This is a genomic window from Ensifer sp. ENS02 (assembly GCF_014851885.1).
GTDB classification, from domain to species: Bacteria; Pseudomonadota; Alphaproteobacteria; order Rhizobiales; family Rhizobiaceae; genus Ensifer; species Ensifer adhaerens.
On the sequence record NZ_JACVAO010000008.1, the window covers coordinates 272191 to 294649 of the forward strand.

Annotated in this window: 17 protein-coding genes; 13 read left to right on the forward strand and 4 right to left on the reverse strand. The window is 62.9% G+C overall.

Features of this window, described 5'->3' with window-relative positions:
• The first annotated feature begins 133 nt into the window (after positions 1-133).
• The 10 genes from pal to IB262_RS18890 all read left to right on the forward strand — a co-directional run bounded on the left by pal (position 134) and on the right by IB262_RS18890 (position 13012).
• Complete coding sequence (gene pal / locus IB262_RS18845) at positions 134-667, forward strand: peptidoglycan-associated lipoprotein Pal (protein ID WP_034806256.1); 534 nt, start codon at positions 134-136, stop codon at positions 665-667.
• 263 nt (positions 668-930) lie between these two features.
• Positions 931-1959 (forward strand): tol-pal system protein YbgF, encoded by a 1029-nt coding sequence (gene ybgF / locus IB262_RS18850; RefSeq protein ID WP_112976691.1) that lies wholly within the window; start codon positions 931-933, stop codon positions 1957-1959.
• A 64-nt stretch (positions 1960-2023) separates the two neighbouring features.
• Positions 2024-3289 carry a tRNA lysidine(34) synthetase TilS gene (gene tilS / locus IB262_RS18855; protein ID WP_112976690.1) on the forward strand — a complete coding sequence of 422 codons (1266 nt, stop codon included), beginning with the start codon at positions 2024-2026 and terminating at the stop codon, positions 3287-3289.
• Between the two features lie 100 nt (positions 3290-3389).
• Positions 3390-5330, forward strand: coding sequence for an ATP-dependent zinc metalloprotease FtsH (gene ftsH, locus IB262_RS18860; RefSeq protein ID WP_034806263.1), 1941 nt, complete (start codon positions 3390-3392; stop codon positions 5328-5330).
• Between the two features lie 316 nt (positions 5331-5646).
• The gene (glmM, locus tag IB262_RS18865) at positions 5647-6999 is read left to right on the forward strand and encodes a phosphoglucosamine mutase (RefSeq protein ID WP_060518576.1); all 1353 of its coding nucleotides are present in this window, start codon (positions 5647-5649) and stop codon (positions 6997-6999) included.
• A gap of 380 nt (positions 7000-7379) precedes the next feature.
• Complete coding sequence (locus IB262_RS18870; RefSeq protein WP_060581121.1) at positions 7380-8204, forward strand: outer membrane protein; 825 nt, start codon at positions 7380-7382, stop codon at positions 8202-8204.
• Between the two features lie 188 nt (positions 8205-8392).
• Complete coding sequence (locus tag IB262_RS18875; RefSeq protein ID WP_112976719.1) at positions 8393-9226, forward strand: outer membrane protein; 834 nt, start codon at positions 8393-8395, stop codon at positions 9224-9226.
• 252 nt (positions 9227-9478) lie between these two features.
• Positions 9479-10657, forward strand: coding sequence for a phosphoserine transaminase (locus IB262_RS18880; RefSeq protein ID WP_060518572.1), 1179 nt, complete (start codon positions 9479-9481; stop codon positions 10655-10657).
• 132 nt (positions 10658-10789) lie between these two features.
• Complete coding sequence (gene serA / locus IB262_RS18885; RefSeq protein ID WP_112976688.1) at positions 10790-12385, forward strand: phosphoglycerate dehydrogenase; 1596 nt, start codon at positions 10790-10792, stop codon at positions 12383-12385.
• 120 nt (positions 12386-12505) lie between these two features.
• Positions 12506-13012, forward strand: a complete 507-nt coding sequence (locus IB262_RS18890; protein WP_060581186.1) for a GNAT family N-acetyltransferase — start codon at positions 12506-12508, stop codon at positions 13010-13012.
• A 43-nt stretch (positions 13013-13055) separates the two neighbouring features.
• On the opposite strand, the gene IB262_RS18895 is transcribed toward IB262_RS18890, so the two are convergent.
• Entirely contained in the window at positions 13056-14870 is a 1815-nt protein-coding gene (locus tag IB262_RS18895; RefSeq protein WP_034806432.1) for a methyl-accepting chemotaxis protein, read from the reverse strand.
• A gap of 125 nt (positions 14871-14995) precedes the next feature.
• A complete protein-coding gene (locus IB262_RS18900; RefSeq protein WP_112976718.1) occupies positions 14996-15877 on the reverse strand; it encodes a DMT family transporter in 882 nt (293 codons plus the stop codon).
• Between the two features lie 204 nt (positions 15878-16081).
• Between IB262_RS18900 and IB262_RS18905 the strand changes: the two genes are divergently transcribed.
• Positions 16082-17380 carry an adenylosuccinate synthase gene (locus IB262_RS18905; protein ID WP_034806437.1) on the forward strand — a complete coding sequence of 433 codons (1299 nt, stop codon included), beginning with the start codon at positions 16082-16084 and terminating at the stop codon, positions 17378-17380.
• A 63-nt stretch (positions 17381-17443) separates the two neighbouring features.
• A complete protein-coding gene (locus tag IB262_RS18910) occupies positions 17444-19789 on the forward strand; it encodes a hypothetical protein (protein ID WP_192493734.1) in 2346 nt (781 codons plus the stop codon).
• Between the two features lie 109 nt (positions 19790-19898).
• Here the strand turns inward: IB262_RS18910 and rpoH are convergent, their stop codons facing one another.
• Positions 19899-20804, reverse strand: a complete 906-nt coding sequence (rpoH, locus tag IB262_RS18915) for an RNA polymerase sigma factor RpoH (RefSeq protein ID WP_034806441.1) — start codon at positions 20802-20804, stop codon at positions 19899-19901.
• 210 nt (positions 20805-21014) lie between these two features.
• On the reverse strand, positions 21015-22043 hold the full coding sequence (locus IB262_RS18920; protein WP_060518558.1) for an RluA family pseudouridine synthase: 1029 nt from the start codon (positions 22041-22043) through the stop codon (positions 21015-21017).
• Between the two features lie 29 nt (positions 22044-22072).
• Between IB262_RS18920 and IB262_RS18925 the strand changes: the two genes are divergently transcribed.
• Positions 22073-22456, forward strand: coding sequence for a hypothetical protein (locus IB262_RS18925; protein WP_034806447.1), 384 nt, complete (start codon positions 22073-22075; stop codon positions 22454-22456).
• The last annotated feature ends 3 nt before the right edge of the window (positions 22457-22459 follow it).

The following is a 22459-nucleotide window of genomic DNA, read 5'->3' on the forward strand; positions in this document are numbered from 1 at the left end:
CGCAAAGTGCTGGTCTAGCAGGGCCCGAGCCGAAATTATCGATTTGTTAACCATAACTGTTGAATAGCGATTAACCGCTTCCGGTTACAGTCTGGCAACCGTGAATTCAGACACTTCTCAAGGAGACCGGCGTATGAGCCGAATTGACACCCCGGCCGCAGGCCGCATGCAGACCATCGCTCGCAACCCGGTCATGATCGCCCTGGTCATGACGCTTGCCCTGGCTGGCTGTGCATCGAAGAAGAACCTGCCGGGCAGCGCTGGCGAACTCGGTCTCGGTGGCGCCGGTTCGGCAACGCCGGGCTCGCAGCAGGACTTCACCGTCAATGTCGGCGACCGCATCTTCTTTGACACCGACTCCACCTCGATCCGCGCCGACGCGCAGCAGACGCTCGCTCGTCAGGCCCAGTGGCTTGCCAAGTACCCGAACTACGCGATCACCATCGAAGGCCATGCCGACGAACGCGGCACGCGCGAGTACAACCTGGCGCTCGGCGCCCGCCGTGCGGCCTCGACCCGCGACTACCTGATCAGCCAGGGCGTTCCGTCGAACCGCATGAAGACGATCTCCTACGGCAAGGAAAAGCCGGTCGCCGTTTGCGACGACATTTCCTGCTGGTCGCAGAACCGCCGCGCCGTTACCGTTCTCGGTGGCGCCGGCATGTAATGATGCCGCGGCCGCGCGCATTGTGTGGCCCGCAATCACGACTTGATCCCAGGAGGCGTTGCGTGTTCCGGAGATCACAGATCGCTAAATTAAAAGGGCGGCCCTTGGCCGCCCTTTGCTTTTTTACCACACTTTGGCCGAACTCCGTTGCTTTTTCAGGGCAATTGGAAAACTGTGCGGCAATCACCCAGATGACTCGGCGAGATGTATTGCGGGCCCCTGGTCAAGGGTGGGACAACCGGTATTCGAACAGGACAAATGAAATGAAGAAATTTGTCGTGGCGGGCCTGATCGGTCTTGCGACCCTTGCGGGTCTCGGCCAGACGGCGAACGCCATGCCTCTTTCAGGGCTGCTGGCCCGAACGACTGAGACCAACAGCGGCGCGCAGAACCTGCCCGTCGTAAAGGTGCAGTCGGCCGAAACCGCACGGATTGGCCAGCTCGAAGAACAGATCCGCTCGCTTAACGGGCGTATCGAGGAAATGAGCTTCCAGCTCTTGCAGATGCAGGAGCAGATCCGGAAGTTCCAGGAGGACAACGAGTTCCGCTTCCAGGATCTGGAAAGCGGCAAGGCCTCCCCCAAGAAGAGCGGCGCTCTGCAGACGCCGAAAACCAGCGATCAGGCGTCCGTCACCCCGGGGGTGACGGATAGCCAGACCATGGCGCCCGCAGCCGGCGGCAACGACATGGCGTCTTCGGGCGTTTCGCCCGGAGGAAGCCTGGGCGGCACCGGCGCGGCCCCGCCGTCGACACTCGGACAGATCGTGTTCGACGAGAACGGCAATCCGGTCGCAGCGACGACGGATGGGCGGCCGGGCGCAAACGCCACGCTTCCCGGCGTCGATTCCGGCGCACCGGCCGACGGCGGCTTGAACAGCAATCCCGGCAGCCAGCAGACTGCATCGCTCGACAATCCCGGCGACCTCTACCAGTCGGCCTACGGTCATGTCCTTTCGGGCGACTACAGCACTGCCGAGCAGGAATTCGGCGACTACCTGGCCGCGTTTCCGAAGGGCGACAAGGCAGCCGATGCCAGCTTCTGGCTGGGTGAAGCCCAATATTCGCAAGGCAAATACAGCGACGCCGCCAAGACCTTCCTGAACGCGCATCAGGCCCACGGCAAATCGCCGAAGGCGCCCGAAATGCTCTTGAAGCTCGGCATGTCGCTCGGTGCGCTCGACAACAAGGAAACCGCCTGCGCGACGCTGGGCGAGGTCAACAAGCGCTATCCCAAGGCCTCGCCTGCGGTGAAGGCGAAGGTGACGAGCGAGCAGAGCCGCTTTGGCTGCTGAGGCTCCAGCGCCGACAGCCGTTGTCGAAACGGCAAAACGATTTCTCGCCTCCTGTCTTCGCCCGATGCGTATCCTCGTTGCCGTCTCCGGCGGGAGCGATTCCAAGGGCTTGCTTCTCGCCCTGAACGAGGCGATCGAGGCAAGCGACCCCAACAGATTTTCCCTGGCCGCATGTACGGTCGATCACGCCCTGCGGCCGGAATCGGCTGCGGAAGCGCAAGGCGTTGCCGCCTTCTGCGCAAGCATCGGCGTTCCGCACCTCATCAAGCGTTGGGATGGCCCCAAACCGCTGACCGGCATTCAGGCGGCGGCGCGCGAGGCGCGCTATCGGCTACTGGCGGATGCCGCCGAGCGGCTTGAGGCCGGCTGCATCGTCACCGGCCACACCAGCGACGACCAGCGCGAAACGATCCTGATGCGGATGCAAAGGGCGCAGGGGCCGGGCGCTTCCGGCATGGCGAGTGCCACCCTTTATGACCGCCGGATCTGGGTGCTGCGGCCGTTCCTCGACCTAGACCGAGCGTCGATCCGCGCCTATCTCGCGACGCGCGACGTGACCTGGTTCGATGATCCGAGCAATGCCAACCCGACCTTCGAGCGGGTCCGCGTCCGGGCCGAACTGGCGCAATCACCGCGGGCAGAAGAGGGGGTATGGGATGCTGGAGCCAGGGCCCGGTCGTCGGCAAGGGCTGCCGCCTTCATCACCCGCCATGTGCGCGTGCATGCAGGCCTGGTGGTGGAGATCCCGCTTGCTCTCGACGACCATCGCGACAACGTCGATTGGCAGCGGGCGCTGCTCGCGCTGGTGGCCGTGGTCGGCGGCCGCGCGCATATCCCCGCCGCAGATACGGTGAAGCGGGTGGCGGCGTTTCTGCGAGAGACAACGCTCGGTAGGATGACGGCCGGAAGATGCGTGTTCGACCGCCGCGCAAGCGGGCTCTACCTCTATCGCGAGGCGCGGGGCCTGACGACTTTGACGCTTGCAGGCGGCGAGACCGCAACATGGGATGGCCGCTTCCATGTGCGAAATGGCGGAAGCGCGCCCATCTCCGTCGCGGCAGAGGGCCGAGGCGGGACACAACAGCAGAGACTTATTGCCGCAGGCTTGCCACCGGGCGTTGCCGGTCGTGCATCGCTTACGGCGCCGAGGGTCCGGTCTGAGAACGGCGAAAGTGTCGCATCCATCACAATCGAGCCGCGGATCGGGCTCTACGACACCTTTTTGCCGGGTTTCGACCGGATCATGGCCGATCGGATCGCCGGATTGTTCGGACGAGAGCCTTATCCTCCGCCGCCGGTTCACGATCTATTGACAGAAATGGAACGGTAGCCGGCGGTTTGCCTTGGCAATACGTCACCAGAACCCTATGTTAGGGAGCAAGACAGCGGCTCGCGAAATGCGCGGGTCGTGACAGGTTCCGGGGAGTTCGATGAACCCTAATTTTCGTAATCTTGCCCTTTGGGCAATCATAGCGCTTCTGCTGATCGCGCTGTTCAGCATGTTCCAACAGCCGACGGAGCGCACCGGCTCGCGCGAGATTCCGTTCTCGCAATTCCTCAAGGACGTGGATGCGAGCCGCGTCAAGGAAGTCGTGATCACCGGCTCGAAAGTGATCGGCAGCTATTCCGAAAGCGGCGCAACCTTCCAGACCTACGCGCCTTCAGTCGATACGGCGCTGACCGAGCGCCTCGAAGCCAAGGACGTGACGGTCACGGTTCGCCCGGAAACCGACGGTTCGTCCGGGTTCCTCAGCTATATCGGTACCCTGCTTCCGATGCTTCTGATCCTCGGCGTCTGGCTGTTTTTCATGCGCCAGATGCAGGGCGGCTCGCGTGGGGCGATGGGTTTTGGCAAGTCCAAGGCCAAGCTTCTGACCGAAGCGCATGGCCGTGTCACCTTTGACGACGTCGCCGGCGTCGACGAAGCCAAGCAGGACCTGGAAGAAATCGTCGAATTCCTGCGCGACCCGCAGAAGTTCCAGCGCCTCGGCGGTCGCATTCCGCGCGGCGTGCTGCTCGTCGGTCCTCCCGGTACCGGTAAGACGCTGCTGGCCCGCTCGGTTGCCGGCGAAGCCAACGTGCCGTTCTTCACGATCTCCGGTTCGGACTTCGTTGAAATGTTCGTCGGCGTCGGCGCCAGCCGTGTGCGCGACATGTTCGAACAGGCCAAGAAGAATGCGCCCTGCATCATCTTCATCGACGAAATCGACGCTGTCGGTCGTCATCGCGGCGCCGGTCTCGGCGGCGGCAACGACGAGCGCGAACAGACGCTCAACCAGCTGCTGGTCGAGATGGACGGCTTTGAAGCCAACGAAGGCATCATCCTGATCGCCGCGACCAACCGTCCTGACGTTCTCGACCCGGCCCTTCTGCGTCCGGGCCGCTTCGACCGCCAGGTCGTCGTGCCGAACCCGGATATCAACGGCCGCGAACGCATCCTCAAGGTGCATGTGCGCAACGTGCCGCTGGCGCCAAACGTCGACCTCAAGGTGCTCGCCCGTGGTACGCCCGGCTTCTCCGGTGCCGACCTCATGAACCTCGTCAACGAGGCCGCCCTGATGGCCGCCCGTCGCAACAAGCGTCTTGTCACCATGCTCGAGTTCGAGGATGCCAAGGACAAGATCATGATGGGCGCGGAGCGGCGTTCGTCGGCGATGACCGAGGCCGAGAAGAAGCTGACCGCCTATCACGAAGCCGGTCACGCGATCCTCGCGCTCAACGTTCCCTCGGCCGATCCGCTGCACAAGGCGACGATCATCCCGCGCGGTCGCGCGCTCGGCATGGTCATGCAGCTGCCGGAAGGCGACCGCTACTCGATGAGCTACAAGTGGATGGTCTCGCGTCTTGCCATCATGATGGGTGGACGCGTCGCCGAAGAACTGACCTTCGGCAAGGAGAACATCACTTCGGGCGCATCCTCGGATATCGAGCAGGCCACCAAGCTTGCCCGTGCGATGGTGACGCAATGGGGCTTCTCCGACCAGCTCGGCCAGGTTTCCTATGGCGAGAACCAGCAGGAAGTCTTCCTCGGCCACTCCGTTGCTCAGCAGAAGAACGTGTCGGAGGCGACCGCCCAGAAGATCGACAACGAAATCCGTCGTCTGATCGATGAGGCCTACGAGACCGCGCGCAAAATCCTGACGGAGAAGAACCACGAGTTCGTGGCGCTTGCCGAAGGGTTGCTCGAATACGAAACGCTGACCGGCGAAGAAATCAAGGCGCTGATCCGCGGGGAGAAGCCGGCACGTGATCTCGGCGACGACACGCCGCCGCATCGTGGCTCGGCCGTTCCCTCGGCCGGTGCCAAGAAGGAAGGCTCGGCGGGCAAGGGCGAAGAGTCCGAAGGCGGGTTCGAGCCGCAGCCGCAATAACCGACAGCTGTCGGCCATGTATTGAAGCCGCCGTTCCTTGAGTGGAGCGGCGGTTTTTCGTTGGCGATTTTGCACCTGGCATTTGGTAACGGGATGTAATGATTTCTGATGCTAGGCTCGCTGCCGTTTGCTGCGCTTTTGTGTCAAAGAAGACTCATGTGTTGCGATCGCATGGCCATTGGCGGGCACGACGATCCGAGGCGTACGGCAACCGCCGATATGAAATGAGGTCCGGTCAATGAAACCCAGTCGCGCACCCCGCAGACAGGCGAAACTGGCAAAGCCAGCGCTGACCCGGCAGAACGATGGAGCTCTTATGAAGCGCAAGTATTTCGGCACCGACGGTATTCGCGGCCAGTCCAATATGTTTCCGATGACACCGGATCTGGCGATGCGGGTCGGCATCGCCGTCGGTACGATCTTTCGCAATGGCGCCCATCGCCACCGGGTGGTGATTGGCAAGGACACGCGTCTTTCCGGCTACATGCTCGAAAACGCGATGGTGGCGGGCTTCACCGCGGCCGGTCTCGACGTCTTCCTGCTCGGGCCAATCCCGACGCCGGGTGTGGCCATGCTCACCCGCTCGCTGCGCGCCGATATCGGCGTGATGATTTCGGCGTCCCACAATCCCTTCCAGGACAACGGCATCAAGCTGTTCGGCCCCGATGGCTACAAGCTCTCCGACGACATCGAACAGAAGATCGAGGCGTTGCTCGACCAGGATCTCTCGGGCCAGCTGGCGAAGTCGGAAGACATCGGCCGCGCGAAGCGCGTCGATGGCGACATCTATCGCTATCTCGAACATGCCAAGCGCACGCTGCCGCGCGATGTCACGCTGCAGGGCCTGAGGATCGCCGTCGATTGCGCCAATGGCGCGGCCTACAAGGTGGCGCCGACCGCCCTTTGGGAACTGGGTGCCGAAGTCGTTACCATCGGTACGGAGCCGAACGGCCTCAACATCAACCTCGACTGCGGCTCGACGCATCCGGCTGCTCTTTCCAAGAAGGTCCATGAAGTGCGCGCCGATATCGGCATCGCGCTCGACGGCGACGCCGACCGCGTGCTGATCGTCGACGAGAACGGTACCGTCATCGATGGCGATCAACTGATGGCCGTCATTGCCGACAGCTGGGCCGAGGACGGCATGCTGCGCGGCGGTGCCGTTGCGGCGACCGTGATGTCCAATCTCGGTCTCGAGCGTTACCTTAAGGGGCGCGGCATCGACCTGCGCCGCACCAAGGTCGGCGACCGCTATGTCGTCGAGCAGATGCGCCAGGACGGACTGAACGTCGGCGGCGAACAGTCGGGGCATATCGTGCTTTCCGATTTCGGCACCACCGGCGACGGTCTTGTTGCGGCCTTGCAGATCCTTGCGGTGATCAAGCGTCAGGGCAAGACGGTGAGCGAGGTCTGCCACCGCTTCGAGCCAGTGCCGCAGGTGCTGAAGAACGTGCGCATTTCCGCCGGCAAGCCGCTTGAAGATGCGACCGTGCGCCAGGCGATTGCGGACGCGGAAGCGGAGCTTGCGAAATCCGGTCGTCTGCTGATCCGCCCGTCCGGCACGGAGCCGCTTATCCGCGTGATGGCGGAAGGCGACGATCGCGGCCAGGTCGAGCGCATCGTCGACGAACTGGTCAATGTCATCGGCAGCGTGCGCAACGCCGCCTAAGCCGGTACCAATCGACTTCCCTCCAGGCCGGTGCGAAGCGCCGGCCTCTTTTTTTCCCGTTGCCTGTTGCTTTTGCCCGGTAGCGTCGCCGCGGTCCGGGCCATTTTCCCGTTAGAACTCCGCTGGGGAACAGAACCTGCAACCATCACGACAAAAGAGAGCGTTGTTCTGCCGTTCTATTTAGCTCTACCTTATGTGATCTCGGGCAGCAGGCAGTAAACTGCACGACAACTACAAGAATATGCCGATTCCTTAACAAACGCGGTAAACGTTTGTAGTTAATCGGAACTTAACCTTTGCTCCTCATTATCCACAACAACAACGGGATTTGGGCACCGCTTTCACGGTGATCCAAGCAACGGAATCTATTGGAGTGGGCCATGAAGAGAATTTTGAGTGGCGTTGTTGCGATCTTGCTCAGCGGCACGGCAGCTCTTGCTGCGGATGTCTATCAACCGCCTATCGAGCCGGTGCCGGAACAGCCGGTCGAAGTCATCCAGACCAGCGGCTGGTATCTGCGCGGCGATGTCGGTTACGCCTGGAACAATCTGCGCGGCGCGAACTACTACCAAGGGGGGCCTGGCGGCTCCATCACCAGTTTCGAAACGGCCGATATCGATGATTCCTGGGTCGCCGGCGTTGGTGTCGGTTACCAGTTCAACAACTACCTGCGCGCCGACATCACGGCCGACTACTGGGGTGGCGCCGACTTCACTGGCTCGACTTTGGGCAACTGCGGCAGCGTGGTCGGTCCTTGCCGGTCGCGTGACGTCACCTCCGTTTCCGCCTGGAGCCTGATGGCCAATGCCTATGTCGACATCGGCACCTACGGCGCCTTCACGCCTTACGTCGGTGCCGGTATCGGTGCCACCCACGTCAAGTGGGACAAGCTGCGCAACACCAGCTGCAGCATCGCCGATCCCAGCCAATGCGACCCGACGACCGGTCATGACGGCGAGAGCAAGTGGCGCTTCACCTATGCGCTGATGGCCGGTACTGCCATCGACCTCACCTGCAATCTCAAAGCCGACGTCGGCTACCGCTTCCGCCAGGTCGACGATGGCGACATGTTCGGCTACGCCAACGGTGGCGGTCCGGGCTCCGACGAAGGCTTCTACATCCACGAGGCGCGCGCTGGTCTGCGCTACTCGTTCGGCAGTGTCTGCGAAGTGCCCTACGAGCCGGAGCCGATCGTCTACAAGTGATCGGCCAGACCAGATGATACAAAAGGCCACCTTCGGGTGGCCTTTTTCGTTGCCGCCATTCTTTGCTTGTTTCCTAACAGGCATGGTTAACCGGGGGTTAACCAGTCGCTGCCAATAGTTAACGCTGAACGAAGCGGTGACGGCAGCGCGCCATCCCGCACCGATAGCAGTGGTGAAAGGGCATGGGCATGGATTGGCGAAACGGGTTCTGCGGGGCCGCTTTTGGTGCCGGCCTGCTCCTTTCCGGCGCGGCATTCGCTGCCGATGAGGATCTCCTGAATGCGCCGGAGATCACCATCGAAAAAGAATCGGCTGGCGCGAGTGCGATCTATCTGCGCGGCGATATCGGCTATGCGCCTTGGCGTAGCGAAGGCGATCCCTATTACCGGACCTTCGATGCGGGCACGTCGACCTACGACAGCACCACCTTCGACAACGCTCGTTTCGACAAGCCGTTTTCCGGGTCGCTTGGCGTCGGCTACCAGTTTACCGACACGTTCCGCGCTGACCTGACGGCGGAGTATTTCGAGGGCCGGTTCAACGGTTCATCCTCATCGGCAAGCCCGTGCGCGGGGCAAGGGGCGGGAACATCCTGCGCGTTTTCGACCGGGGCCGACTATTCCGCTCTCGGCCTGATGGCGAATGCCTATGTCGATTTCGGCACGCTTGCCGGCTTCACGCCTTATGTCGGCGCTGGTCTCGGCGCGACGCGTCTCAACTGGGATACGGCGGTTGAAAAGGCGACCTGCGTTGCCGGTGGCGGCGCCTGCGCCGGAGCGGCCGGCTCCATCTCTTACGAGGGGCGCGACAGTTGGCGGTTCACCTATGCGCTGATGGCCGGCGTTTCCTACGACCTCAGCGATCAGCTGAAGCTCGATGTCGGCTACCGCTACTCCCATATCGCCGACGGCGAGATGTTCGGCTTCGGCACTGAGGCGCTTGCGGGCGCACGTGGCGGCAAGGGCTTTGACGATGGTCTTTCCCGTCACGAAATCCGAGCGGGCCTGCGCTTCTCGTTCTAGCGCCATCGGCCGCGGGAAAGTCGAGCAGGTTCGCTGCGTTCTTTCCCCAAGTGATTCAACCTGTTGCCCACATGAAGGCGTTGTCTGGCAACAATCGTTCGGCGGTGGCCGCCTGTCTTTTCATATGTTGCCCGCTACGCCATTAATTTTGTCGATTGCGACAAAGCGCTTGACTTCCGATCCCGCCGCCAATATCGACGACGGCGGGACACCCTTCCCCAACGAAGGGCTATCTATCTGGAAGGATAGCACATGGCAAAGCCTGCACAGCCGGACCTCCGTCCGAACAATACCCATTTCTCTTCTGGCCCTTGCTCGAAGCGCCCCGGTTGGACGCTCGACGCTCTCTCCGATGCTCCGCTCGGTCGTTCGCACCGCGCCAAGATCGGCAAGACGAAGCTGAAGCAGGCCATCGATCTTACCCGTGACATTCTTGAAGTGCCGGCCGACTACCGTATCGGTATCGTGCCCGCTTCCGACACCGGCGCCGTCGAAATGGCGCTCTGGTCGCTGCTCGGTCCGCGCGGCGTCGACATGGTCGCCTGGGAAAGCTTTGGCGCCGGCTGGGTGACCGACGTGGTCAAGCAGCTGAAGCTCGCCGACGTACGCAAGTTCGAAGCCGGTTACGGCGAGCTTCCCGACCTTTCGAAGGTCGATTTCGACCGCGACGTGGTCTTCACCTGGAACGGCACGACCTCGGGCGTGCGTGTGCCCAACGGCGACTTCATCCCGGCTGACCGCAAGGGCCTGACGATCTGCGATGCGACCTCTGCCGCGTTTGCGCAGAACCTCGATTTCGCCAAGCTCGACGTCGTCACTTTCTCCTGGCAGAAGGTTCTTGGCGGCGAGGGCGCCCATGGCGTCATCATCCTGTCGCCGCGCGCCGTCGAACGGCTGCTGACCTACGTGCCGGCCTGGCCGCTGCCGAAGATCTTCCGCATGACCTCGGGCGGAAAGCTGATTGAAGGCATCTTTACCGGCGAAACCATCAACACGCCGTCGATGCTTTGCGTCGAAGATTACATCGATGCGCTGCTTTGGGCACAGCAGGTCGGCGGGCTCAAGGGCCTGATGGCCCGGGCTGATGCCAATGCGCAGGCAATCTTCGATTTCGTCGCCGCCAACGATTGGATCGCAAACCTGGCGGTCAAGGACGAGACCCGCTCCAACACCTCGGTCTGCTTGAAGATCGTCGACAAGGACGTGCTCGCGCTCGACGCCGACGGACAGGCGGCCTTTGCCAAGGGCGTGGTTGCGCTCCTCGAAAAGGAAGGCGTCGCCTTCGACATCGGCCATTACCGCGATGCCCCGTCCGGTCTTCGCATCTGGGCCGGCGCCACGATCGAGGCCGCCGACATGAAGGCGCTGATGCCATGGCTGACCTGGGCTTTCGAGACCCAGAAGGCAACGCTGGCACAGGCCGCGGCCTGATTGGACAAAGGGTGAGGACAATGAACTTCGCCCGCATCTCACACTGATTTGAGTGATCCGCTTCGCTCCCGATGGGAGCGAGGCCTGGCTACCCGCATTCCCATTCAGACCTGATCTTTAAGGAGGCCTCCCATGGCACCTCGTGTTCTCGTATCCGACGAACTGTCGGAAACCGCCGTCCAGATCTTCCGCGACCGCGGCGTCGAAGTCGATTTCCAGCCGAAGCTCGGCAAGGACAAGGACAAGCTCGCCGAAATCATCGGTAAGTATGACGGTCTTGCCATCCGTTCCGCCACCAAGGCGACGGAAAAGCTGATCGCCGCTGCGACCAACCTCAAGGTCATCGGCCGCGCCGGCATCGGCGTCGACAATGTCGACATCCCGGCCGCTTCGCGCCGCGGTATCATCGTGATGAACACGCCCTTCGGCAACTCGATCACGACCGCCGAACATGCGATTGCGCTGCTCTTTGCCGTTGCCCGCCAGCTTCCGGCCGCCGACACCTCGACGCAGGCCGGCAAGTGGGAGAAGTCCCGCTTCATGGGTGTCGAAATCACCGGCAAGACGCTCGGCGTCATCGGCGCCGGCAACATCGGCTCGATCGTCTGCTCGCGCGCCATCGGCCTGAAGATGCATGTGCTTGCCTACGACCCGTTCCTCTCCAAGGAGCGCGCCGAGGAAATGGGCGTCACCAAGGTCGAACTCGACGAACTGCTCGCCCAGGCTGACTTCATCACCCTGCACGTGCCGCTGACCGACAAGACCCGCAACATCCTGAGCGCCGAAGCGCTTGCCAAGACCAAGCCCGGCGTGCGCATCGTCAACTGCGCCCGTGGTGGTCTCGTCGACGAGAAGGCGCTTGCCGAAGCGATCAAGTCGGGCCATGTCGCCGGCGCCGGTTTCGACGTTTTCGAGGTCGAACCCGCAACCGAAAGCCCGCTTTTCGGCCTGCCGAACGTCGTCTGCACGCCGCATCTCGGCGCTTCGACCACGGAAGCCCAGGAGAACGTCGCGCTGCAGGTGGCCGAACAGATGTCGGACTATCTGGTCAAGGGTGCGGTCTCCAACGCCATCAACATGCCGTCGATCACCGCTGAGGAAGCACCGATCCTGAAGCCGTTCATCCGGCTTGCCGATGTTCTCGGCGCCTTCGTCGGTCAGGTGACCGAAAGCGCGATCAAGGAAATCGAGATCCTCTATGACGGCTCGACCGCCGGCATGAACACCAAGGCGCTGACGAGTGCCGTGCTTGCCGGTCTGATCCGGCCGCAGGTCGCCGACGTCAACATGGTTTCGGCGCCGGTCATGATCAAGGAAAAGGGCATCATCCTGTCCGAGGTCAAGCGTGACAAGACCGGCGTCTTCGACGGCTACATCAAGCTGACGGTGAAGACGGCGAACCAGACGCGTTCGGTCGCCGGCACGGTGTTCTCGGACGGCAAGCCGCGTTTCATCCAGATCAAGGGCATCAACCTCGATGCGGATGTCGGCAACCACATGGTCTACATCACCAACACCGACGTTCCCGGCATGATCGGCTTCATCGGCATGACGCTCGGCGATGCGGGCGTCAACATCGCGAACTTCCAGCTCGGCCGCGAGAAGGAAGCCGGTGACGCGATCGCGCTGCTCTACGTCGATGGCGCTGTTTCCGAGGCCGTGCTTGACAAGCTGCGTGCCAATCCGGCAATTCGCCAGGCAAAGCCGCTGGTCTTCAACATCGATTGATGCCAGCCACAGCACGGGGCAGCACGGTCTGCCACTTTGCCGACCCACTCACGGGACATATCGAGGACGCACCGGCCGACCGCCGGTGCGTTTTCCTGTTTCGAACGCATATGACGAGAAATGACCGAAATGACATTCCGCTGGCGTGAGGCAAGCCTGCCCGACCTCGCATCCGTATCGGAGATCCAGCTCGTGGTTCACCAGGCCTTTCCCGAGGATGACGCCGTGCTCGCCGACCGCATCGCGCTCAGCCCTGCCGGTTGTTTCATGCTGGACTCAAAGGGCCTGTCGCGCGGCTATGTGTTGAGCCACCCCTGGCTTCGCGGTGCGCCGCCGTCGCTGAACAGCATGCTTGGCGAAATCCCTGAGACTGCCGATACCTGGTACATCCATGACCTCGCCCTTCTGCCCGAAATGCGTGGCTCCGGGGCAGGGGGCGGCGTGTTGCCGATGCTTGCCGATGTTGCACGGACGGAAGGGTTCCGGTCGATGTCGCTCGTTTCCGTCAACGGATCCCGCCGCTTCTGGGAGCGACAGGGCTTCGAGGTTCGCATGGACGAACGGCTGGTGCAGAAGCTCTCAAGTTATGGCGATGATGCGCTCTATATGGAGCGGCATCTCGTCTGAATGAAAATGGCGCCGATTGGCGCCATTTTCGTCTCGGGATGGATCAAGCTGCGCGCTGCGCAGCGGACCGCCATACCTTCTCCTCGACGGTAAACTGGGCGAGCCGACCGGATAGCACGTTGCTTTCGCCGGCGAGCGCCTGGCTTGCGGCCGAGGTCTGCTCGACCATGGCGGCGTTCTGCTGGGTCATCTGGTCCATCTGGTTGACGGCGGTGTTGATCTCCCGCAGCCCGACCGACTGTTCGCGGGCGGCCGTCGCAATGGCGACGATGCGGTCGTTGATCTCGTTGACCCGCCGCTCGATGTCGCCGAGCGCCGAGCCGGTCGCCTCGACCAGACGCACGCCGGCCGAAACCTCGACACCTGACGCGGTAATGAGCCCCTTGATCTCCTTGGCCGCCGTTGCCGAACGCTGCGCCAGTTCCCGCACCTCCTGCGCGACAACGGCAAAGCCCTTGCCGGCATCACCGGCGCGTGCCGCCTCGACGCCGGCGTTCAGCGCCAGGAGGTTCGTCTGGAAGGCGATGTCGTCGATGACGCCGATGATCTCGCCGATCTTCGAAGACGAGTTTTCGATGCGGCCCATGGCGGTGATCGCGTCGCGAACGACCTCGCTCGAGGTGGCCGCACCCTTGCGGGCCTCCGCGACCATGCGGGTCGCCTCCTCGGCGCGGTTGGTGGAGTTCTGAACTGCTGAGGTGATCTCGTCGAGGGCGGCTGCGGTTTCTTCGAGCGACGCTGCCTGCTGCTCGGTGCGCTGCGACAGGTCGTTGGCTGCCCTGCTGATCTCATTGGCATTGCCGGTGACAACTGAGGTGGAATCGGCGATCGCGCTCACCGTCGAGCGAAGGGCCGCAACGGCAGTGTTGAAGTCCTGGCGCAGCTTTTCGTAGTCTGCGCCGAGATCCGGCACATGGGTCGTCAGGTCGCCGCTCGCCAGCCGCTCGAGCGCACCGCCGATCGTGCTGACGACATGGGCCTGCACGCGGGCGGTCGCCTGCTGCATTTCCTCGTTGGCGCTGCGCTCGCCGTCGAGCGCCACCTGCTGTTCGCGCTGGCGAACTTCGAGCGCGTTGCGCTCGATCACCGAGGCGCGCAGCACGACGAGGGCATCGGCCATGTGGCCGATCTCGTCGCGGCGGTCGGTATCCGGAACTTCCGAACGTGTGTCGTTGTTCGATACTTCGAGCATCACGTCTTTCAGCCGGTTGATCGGCCGGCTGATTGAGCGGCCGATCGCCATGGCGGCAGCAAGCGTCGCGATCGCGGCGATCGCCGTGGTGATGATCGTCATCAGCAGAGATGCATTGTACTTGGCGGCGAGATCGTCGGCATAGACGCCGGTGCCGACGCCCCAACCCCAGGGCTTGAAGCCCTGAATGTAGGAGTACTTCTCGACCGGCTCCTCATGGCCGGGCTTGTCCCAATAGTAGTTGACGATGCCGCTGCCGGGGTTCTGCGCCAACGCGATGAGCTCGACGTTAAAGGCTTTGCCGTTGGTATCCTTGAGGCCGCGCACGTCGGTGCCGACGAGCTTCTTGGCGAGCGGGTGGGCGATCATCATGCCGTCGAAGCCGTTGATGAAGAAGTAGCCGTCCTGGCCGAAGCGCATGGCCATAACGGCAGAAATAGCGCGGCTCTGGGCTTCCTCATGCGAGAGCGTGCCATTGCGCTCCTGCTCCTCGAAGCTTGCGATCGTCGAGATCGCCGCTTCGGTGACGTTGCGCAGCATCTGCCGGCGCTCGTCGCTGACTTCCGAGTTGGCGACTTGAGTCTTGTAGGCCATGGCGGCTGCCATGAAGACCAGCGCCATCGCCGTCAATAAGTAGATACGTGTCGAAATTCTAATATTTTTCACTGCCTTAGCCCCAAGGAAAATCCTGGCGGCGACAGAAACACCCATCTGCTAATCAAGCCTTAAGTCGCCTCCCGAGTTCTAGCGATTGCATCGCCCGAAACTTGCCCGGCAGGCGCGAGACTTCTCTAGCGCGGGCGACCTTTTTCGGCGATCGCGATCCCGCCGAGCACCAAGAGCAGGGCGACGAGGTGGAAGAGGTGGAAGGTCTCGCCGATCAGCATCACCGACAGCAGCGTGCCGAAAACGGGAATGGCGTTGATGAACAGGCCGGCGCGGTTGGCGCCGATCATCTCGACACCGCGCACATAAAGCACCTGCGACATCAGCGACGGGAAGATTGCGGCATAGAGAACGATGACCCAGCCGGTGCTATCGGGCACGATGGCCGTGCCTGTGCCGATCTCCCAGAACAACAGCGGGATGGCGCTCAACAGCGCGCCGAAGGCGGGGGCGGCGATGAAGCTCTGCCAGTGCATGGTCGGCTTGTAGCGCAGCGCCACGGTGTAGCCGGCATAAACGATGCAGGCCGCGATCATCAGCGCATCGCCGAAGTTGAATTCGAGCGACAGCAGGCTGGTGACGTCGCCATGGGCCGCCGTCACCAGTACGCCGACGAGGGTGACGGTAAAGCCGATCACTTGGGCGATCGACGCCTTGGTGCGGAAGAGCACGAAGTTGAAGAGAAAGATCAGCATCGGGATGCCGGCCTGCAGAATGACGGCATTGATGGCGCTCGTATATTTGAGCGCCGAGTAGAGCAGGGCATTGAAGGTGGTGAAGCCGATCGCGCCATAGGCAAGAAGTTGCAGCCAGTGCTTGCGGATCTTGTCCCAGTCGCGGCGGATCTGCGGCGTCATCAGCACCAGGATGACGATGAGCGCGAAGACCCAGCGCAGGGTCGTCAGCATCATTGGGCTCACATGGCCAACGGCCATCTTTCCGGCGACGGAGTTGCCGCCCCAGAAGAGAGCGGTGATGCACAGATAGAAGTAGGCCCTGGAATTCACGATGGTCAGACCTGCATGGGGATGGCGACCGGCTGTCGCGGTGGCGGGAGAGCGGAAGATATAGGCTCTATATCCCGGCCTTGTCATGCAAAAAGGGCGGAACGCCCGACATAACGGGGTCGCTTTCCAGATGACAACACAGTATAGATGCGCGGGTTTGAGAACAGCGCAGCCTCGGTTGCGCGCCTGAACAGGAAGAGAATTATGACGAATGTCGTAGTGGTCGGCTCCCAATGGGGTGACGAAGGCAAAGGCAAGATTGTGGATTGGCTCTCCGAGCGCGCGGATATCGTCGTGCGCTTTCAGGGCGGTCACAATGCCGGCCATACCCTGGTGATCGACGGCGTCAGCTACAAGCTGTCGCTCCTGCCCTCCGGCGTCGTGCGTCCCGGCAAGCTTGCCGTCATCGGCAACGGCGTCGTGATCGATCCGCACGCGCTGATCGCCGAAATCGACAAGCTCGGCAAGCAGGGCATTGCGATCACGCCGGACAATCTGCGCATCGCCGACAATGCCACCCTGATCCTGTCGCTGCACCGCGAGCTCGACGGCATCCGCGAGGACGCCGCCTCCAACAGCGGTACGAAGATCGGCACCACGCGCCGTGGCATCGGTCCGGCTTACGAAGACAAGGTCGGCCGTCGCGCCATCCGCGTCATGGATCTTGCCGACCTTGACACGCTGCCGGCCAAGGTCGATCGCCTGCTGACGCACCACAACGCGCTGCGCCGCGGCCTCGGCGAAGCCGAGATCAGCCATGACGCGATCATGCAGGAGCTTTCGTCGGTCGCCGCCAAGGTGCTGCCGTTCATGGACACCGTCTGGGTGCTGCTCGACAAGGCTCGCCGCAAGGGCGCCCGCATCCTGTTCGAAGGCGCGCAGGGCACGCTGCTCGACATCGACCACGGCACCTATCCGTTCGTCACCTCGTCGAACACGGTCGCCGGCCAGGCTGCCGCCGGCTCGGGCATGGGTCCCGGTTCGCTCGGCTATATCCTCGGCATCACCAAGGCCTATACGACGCGTGTCGGCGAAGGTCCGTTCCCGACCGAGCTTACCGATGAAATCGGCCAGTTCCTCGGCGAGAAGGGGCATGAGTTCGGCACGGTCACGGGTCGCAAGCGTCGCTGCGGCTGGTTCGATGCGGCTCTGGTGCGTCAGTCGGTCGCCGCCAACGGCATCACCGGCATCGCGCTTACCAAGCTCGACGTTCTCGATGGTCTCGACGAACTGAAGATCTGCATCGGCTATACTCTGGATGGGCAGCAGATCGACCATCTGCCGGCAAGCCAGGCGCAGCAAGCTTCGGCAAAGCCAGTGTATGTTACCCTTGAAGGATGGAAAGAATCGACGGTTGGCGCGCGCAGCTGGGCAGATCTTCCGGCGCAAGCGATCAAGTATGTCCGCCAGGTGGAAGAACTGATCGGTGCACCGGTTGCTCTTCTTTCGACCAGCCCGGAGCGGGACGACACAATACTTGTGACGGACCCCTTTGAGGACTAGTGTCGGCGAACTGACATTGCGTCGTGATCGCAAAGACATACCTGGGCGTATGAGAAAGTACTAATGGCGGACTTTGTTGCAGTTATTCGCAGGACCGTTGACGGCCTGTCGGAAAACACACCTGAAATGCGGGACAGGGTATACGAGAAGGCGCGCGCGGCCGTGCGCCGCCAACTCGAAAACATGAACCCGCGTCCGTCGGACGACATGATCAATCGCCAGCTGGCGAAGCTCGAAAATGCAATCGCCGAGGTCGACAGCGAACATGCCGAGGCCCTGCCGGCGCTCGACGAGCCGGAGGTAGCCGAGGCGGAGACCGTCGAACCGGTTGCCTCGGACGCTGCAGTAGACGAGCCCGTTCCGGAACCGGAACCGGAACCGGAACCGGAACCGGAACCGGAACCGGAACCGGAACCGGAAGCTCAGTCTGCGCCGGTTGCCGAAAGCGAACCGGTGGCCGTTGCCGAACAGGTCGAACAGCCGGCCGCGGAACCGGAAAGTGCCGCCGAGCCCTACCACCATGCCGAGGCTTATGAGGAACCGACGCATGTCGTCGAGCCTCATGCTGAACTGGCCGAGGAAACTCCGGTCGAGCCGGTAGAATACGAACCGGTCGTTGAGCCTGCCGAAGCCGTTGCGGCGCCGCTGGACGAAAGTCCCGTCGTGGCTCAGCCGCACGAAGACGCGCCAGCCTACGAAGCGCCCGAGTATTCGGAGCCGGTGGCAGAAACGCAGGACACATCGGAGCCTTCCCCGTCGGTCGAGGCGCAGCACCATGCCGCGCATGAGCCGGCCTGGGAGGAAGCGCCGGCGGCAAACGCCGAGCAGAAGCCGGCACTCTCGGAGTGGGACCTGCCCGAGTGGGAGACCGTTGGTCCGACTTCGACCGTCGCTCCGGTTGCCGAACACCTCAGCGACGAGCGTGCCGCCGAGGCCCACGAACCGGATAACGCGCCCGAGCTCCTGGGGATGCATCCGGTCGCCGAGCCGGACCAACATGCGCCTGAGGCGACGCCCAAGGCGGACCCGGTGCGCGGCTGGTCGTTCGACGACAATGACCCCTTCGCGGCGATCGAAGAGCGGCGGGCCGAGAAGACTTCCGAACCGGAGATCAGCGACTGGTCATGGCCGGTCGAAAAGCCAGTTCAGGCTACTGCCGCACCGGCGGCACAGAACCAGCAGGAACGCGCTGGTACCGCTTGGGATCATATCGACGACCTGCTCGGTTTCGAGGACGCGGCCAATACTGCTGCGGTGGGAGCCGGAGCTGCGGCCGCAGCACGCGAGCCGGAACGGGCTGGCGAAGCAACCCCGGCGGCGCCGAGGCCGACATCTTACCGGGCCACGCCGAAGCCGTCGCGCTTCAGCATTAAGCGTCTCGCGATTGCGGGCGTCGCCCTGCTGGCGCTTGGCGGCGGCGGGTTTGCCTACTGGCAGAACCGAGAGGCCGGCAATGCCTGGATCTCCGGCATGGTGGCGTCGATAACCTCGGTGGTGTCAAACATCGGCGGAGCGCCGGCAGAACAAAGCACGCCGCCGCAGCCCGCTGGCGAAACCGCCACGCAGGAACCGGCTGCGCACGACGATACCGTCGCTCCGGACAACAGCTCGACCAAGTTCACGCAGCGCCTGATGGCGGACGGATCGGAAACCGACGACGGTCCGGCCAACCCAACCGGCGAGAGCGCGGCGCAGGAAGGCAAGTCCGTGGCGCCGCAGACGGAGGCAGGCAAGCCTGTCGAAGCGGCCGCCGGGCAGGGCGGCACGGCCGGCCAGGCCGGAGCGCCGGCGAAAGGCCAGCCGGCGGGCCAGCCGAACCAGCCTGAAGTCGCGCTTGCGACCGGCGAGAAGATGTTCCTCTACGAGGAGCGTCTTGGCCAGTCTTCGCCCACGGCCGTTCCGGGAACCGTGGCATGGACGGTGAAGGAGGAGTCGCCTGGCGGCGACGCCAAGCCCGAACCGGCAATCCAGGCCCAGATCACCGTTCCCGACCGTGGTCTCACCGCGCTGATGACGATCAAGCGGAATGCGGATCCGTCGCTGCCGGCAAGTCACGTCATCGAATTCGTGTTCTCGCTGCCGTCGAACTTCGAAGGCGGCGCTATCGACAGCGTCCAGCGCGTATCGATGAAGCGGACCGAGCAGGACCGGGGAGACGCCTTGATCGCGGTTCCGGCCAAGATCACCGACGATTTCCACATGATCGCGCTGAACGATGCGACGGACGCCATCGGCAACAACACCGAACTGCTGCGTAGCCGCAGCTGGATCGATATTCCGCTCACCTATCGCAACGGCCGCCGCGCGCTGCTGACGCTTGAAAAGGGGCAGAGCGGTACGGATGCCTTCAATCAGGCGATGCGCGCCTGGTCGACGACGGGAACGGCTGCCGAAAGCAACAGCCAGTAAGCTCGATAAGAGCGGTAGATACAGAAAACCCGGCGGAAGCAACCGCCGGGTTTTTTTATTGGATTTCGCGTTCTTGAAGCAGAACCTTCGCTGAAGTGCTGCAGTCGCCTCAGGCGCCTTCGACGACGCGCAGGGAATTGGCGCGCTCCAGCGCTGCCTTGCGCACGGCATCCTGAACCTTTTCGAAGGCGCGAACTTCGATCTGTCGGACGCGCTCGCGGCTGATGTCGAACTCGGCCGAAAGATCTTCGAGCGTCAGCGGATCTTCGGTCAGACGGCGTGCTTCGAAGATGCGACGCTCACGGTCGTTGAGCACCTTCATCGCGTTTGCCAGCAGCGCCCTGCGGCTTTCGAGCTCGTCCTGCTCGATCAGGATTTCTTCCTGGTTGTCGTGATCGTCGACGAGCCAGTCCTGCCATTGGCCGGAATCGCCCTCGCTCGCCTTGATCGGCGCATTGAGCGAGGCGTCGCCGGACAGGCGGCGGTTCATCGACACGACTTCGTCCTCGCTCACCTTGAGCGTGGTGGCGATTTCCTTGACCTGCTCCGGCTTCAGGTCACCCTCATCGAGTGCCTGGATCTTGCCCTTGAGGCGGCGCAGGTTGAAGAACAGCCGCTTCTGGTTGGCGGTCGTGCCCATCTTGACCAGCGACCACGAGCGCAGGATGTACTCCTGGATCGCGGCCTTGATCCACCACATTGCGTAGGTGGCGAGACGGAAGCCGCGATCGGGTTCGAACTTCTTCACGGCCTGCATCAGGCCGACGTTGCCCTCCGACACGACTTCGCCGATCGGCAGGCCGTAGCCGCGATAACCCATCGCGATCTTGGCGACGAGGCGAAGGTGGCTGGTGACGAGCTTGTGTGCCGCTTTGCGGTCGTCATGTTCCTGGTACCGCTTGGCGAGCATGTACTCTTCCTGCGGCTCCAGCATCGGGAACTTGCGAATTTCGTCGAGGTAACGATTGAGGCCGCCTTCTCCAGCGGCAATGGATGGCAAATTGTTTCGGGCCATATGAAGCACCCCCCTTTTTAGTCTCCGGCCTCCGGTCGGCAAGCCGGGCATGTGGGTCTTCGTCAAGACCCCACGAACGTAGAAAATAAGTACGGCGAAAGCATGATTCAAGGAGTCCGGTTCACAAGCATGTGACGCCGGAGCGACGGAAATGTCACGAATAGAGGCTCGCCTTAGATCGGAATTCTTTCGCCGGATTTCAAGGGGCGGTCACTCCCCGCTGCGCAGCGCGTCGATCAGCGCTGCCATGTCGGCCGGCATCGGTGCTTCGAAATGCATGGTCTCGCCGGTCGAGGGGTGTTCGAACTGCAGCATGAAGGCATGCAGCGCCTGGCGGTGAAACTGGTTGACGACGGTCTTGGCGGCCTCCGGCAGAAGGTTCGCCTTGGTTCTGAAGGCGGCGCCGTATTCGGGATCGCCGATCAGCGGGTGGCCGATATGAGCCATATGCACGCGGATCTGGTGGGTCCGGCCCGTTTCCAGGTGGCATTCGATGGTCGAGGCGAGCGAGGTGCCGTCGGGCTTTTCGAGATAGCGCTCGACCACCTCGTAATGGGTAATCGCCTCGCGGGCGTCGTCGCTGTCCTCGCGTTTGACCGCGCGCTTCGTCCGGTCGCCGGCGCGGCCGAGCGGCGCGTCGATCGTACCCTTCAGTTGCCGTGGCCGCCCCCAGACGACCGCCCGGTAGGCGCGCTCGAGCGGGCCGGTGCGACCGTGGTCGGCAAACTGGTCCGAGAGATGGCGATGGGCCGCATCGTTCTTGGCGACGACCATGACGCCGCTCGTCTCCTTGTCGAGGCGATGGACGATGCCGGGGCGCTTGACGCCGCCGATGCCCGACAGGCTGCTGCCGCAATGGTGGATCAGGGCGTTGACCAGTGTGCCGGTCCAGTTGCCGGCGCCCGGATGCACGACAAGGCCGGCCGGCTTGCACAGCACGATCAGGTCGCTGTCCTCATAGAGCACGTCGAGGGGGATGTTCTCGCCCTTCGGCTCGGGATCTTCCGGCTCGGGCAGGTCGATCTCGAAAACGTCGCCCGGTTGTACCTTCTTTTTCGGTTCGCTCACCGGCTTGCCGTTGACCGACACCGCACCCTGTTCGATCAGGGCCTTGATGCGGTTGCGGGAGAATTCACCCGAAAGTGCGTCCGTCAGGAAGGAATCGAGCCGCCCTGCGGCATCCTCGCCCGCCGTCAGGACTTTCCTATTGGCCGTTGCTTGTTTAAAGGGGTCGTTCATTCCGCTAAAAATCCGAAAAAAGGCCAGCCATGACCGCAATCGAGCCCGACGACCAGGAAGACAAGCCGCTAGATCCGGCGATGGAAAATGTCCGCCGCAAGATGGTGAAGCTGCAGCTCGTCTCGGCCGGCGTCATGTTGGTCATGCTTATGGCTGTCCTTGGAACGATTGTCTACAAGCTGACACGCACGGATGAGAAAGCGCCGGCCCAGACGTCCGCTGCCGTCGTCCCGAGCGAGGCACCGCTCAACGCCGTTGCCGCGCTGCCCGCAGGCTTCACCGTGACGAATGTCGCGCTTTCGGGCTCGCAGGTGCTGTTCTACGGCAACCTGCCCGGCGCCGAGCCGCGCGCCATCGTCTTCGACATCGGCACCGGCCGCATCGTTGCGGATATTACCGTTCGGACGAACTGACGG

Excerpts from the sequence above, each read along its gene's own strand:
- IB262_RS18875 (WP_112976719.1), top strand. The coding sequence starts at position 8,393 with ATGGATTGGCGAAACGGGTTCTGCGGGGCCGCTTTTGGTGCCGGCCTG.
- IB262_RS18925 (WP_034806447.1), top strand. The coding sequence starts at position 22,073 with ATGACCGCAATCGAGCCCGACGACCAGGAAGACAAGCCGCTAGATCCG.
- ftsH (WP_034806263.1), top strand. The coding sequence starts at position 3,390 with ATGAACCCTAATTTTCGTAATCTTGCCCTTTGGGCAATCATAGCGCTT.
- IB262_RS18910 (WP_192493734.1), top strand. The coding sequence starts at position 17,444 with ATGGCGGACTTTGTTGCAGTTATTCGCAGGACCGTTGACGGCCTGTCG.
- IB262_RS18905 (WP_034806437.1), top strand. The coding sequence starts at position 16,082 with ATGACGAATGTCGTAGTGGTCGGCTCCCAATGGGGTGACGAAGGCAAA.
- IB262_RS18890 (WP_060581186.1), top strand. The coding sequence starts at position 12,506 with ATGACCGAAATGACATTCCGCTGGCGTGAGGCAAGCCTGCCCGACCTC.
- tilS (WP_112976690.1), top strand. The coding sequence starts at position 2,024 with ATGCGTATCCTCGTTGCCGTCTCCGGCGGGAGCGATTCCAAGGGCTTG.
- rpoH (WP_034806441.1), bottom strand. The coding sequence starts at position 20,804 with ATGGCCCGAAACAATTTGCCATCCATTGCCGCTGGAGAAGGCGGCCTC.
- IB262_RS18870 (WP_060581121.1), top strand. The coding sequence starts at position 7,380 with ATGAAGAGAATTTTGAGTGGCGTTGTTGCGATCTTGCTCAGCGGCACG.
- IB262_RS18880 (WP_060518572.1), top strand. The coding sequence starts at position 9,479 with ATGGCAAAGCCTGCACAGCCGGACCTCCGTCCGAACAATACCCATTTC.
- pal (WP_034806256.1), top strand. The coding sequence starts at position 134 with ATGAGCCGAATTGACACCCCGGCCGCAGGCCGCATGCAGACCATCGCT.
- ybgF (WP_112976691.1), top strand. The coding sequence starts at position 931 with ATGAAGAAATTTGTCGTGGCGGGCCTGATCGGTCTTGCGACCCTTGCG.
- serA (WP_112976688.1), top strand. The coding sequence starts at position 10,790 with ATGGCACCTCGTGTTCTCGTATCCGACGAACTGTCGGAAACCGCCGTC.
- IB262_RS18920 (WP_060518558.1), bottom strand. The coding sequence starts at position 22,043 with ATGAACGACCCCTTTAAACAAGCAACGGCCAATAGGAAAGTCCTGACG.
- glmM (WP_060518576.1), top strand. The coding sequence starts at position 5,647 with ATGAAGCGCAAGTATTTCGGCACCGACGGTATTCGCGGCCAGTCCAAT.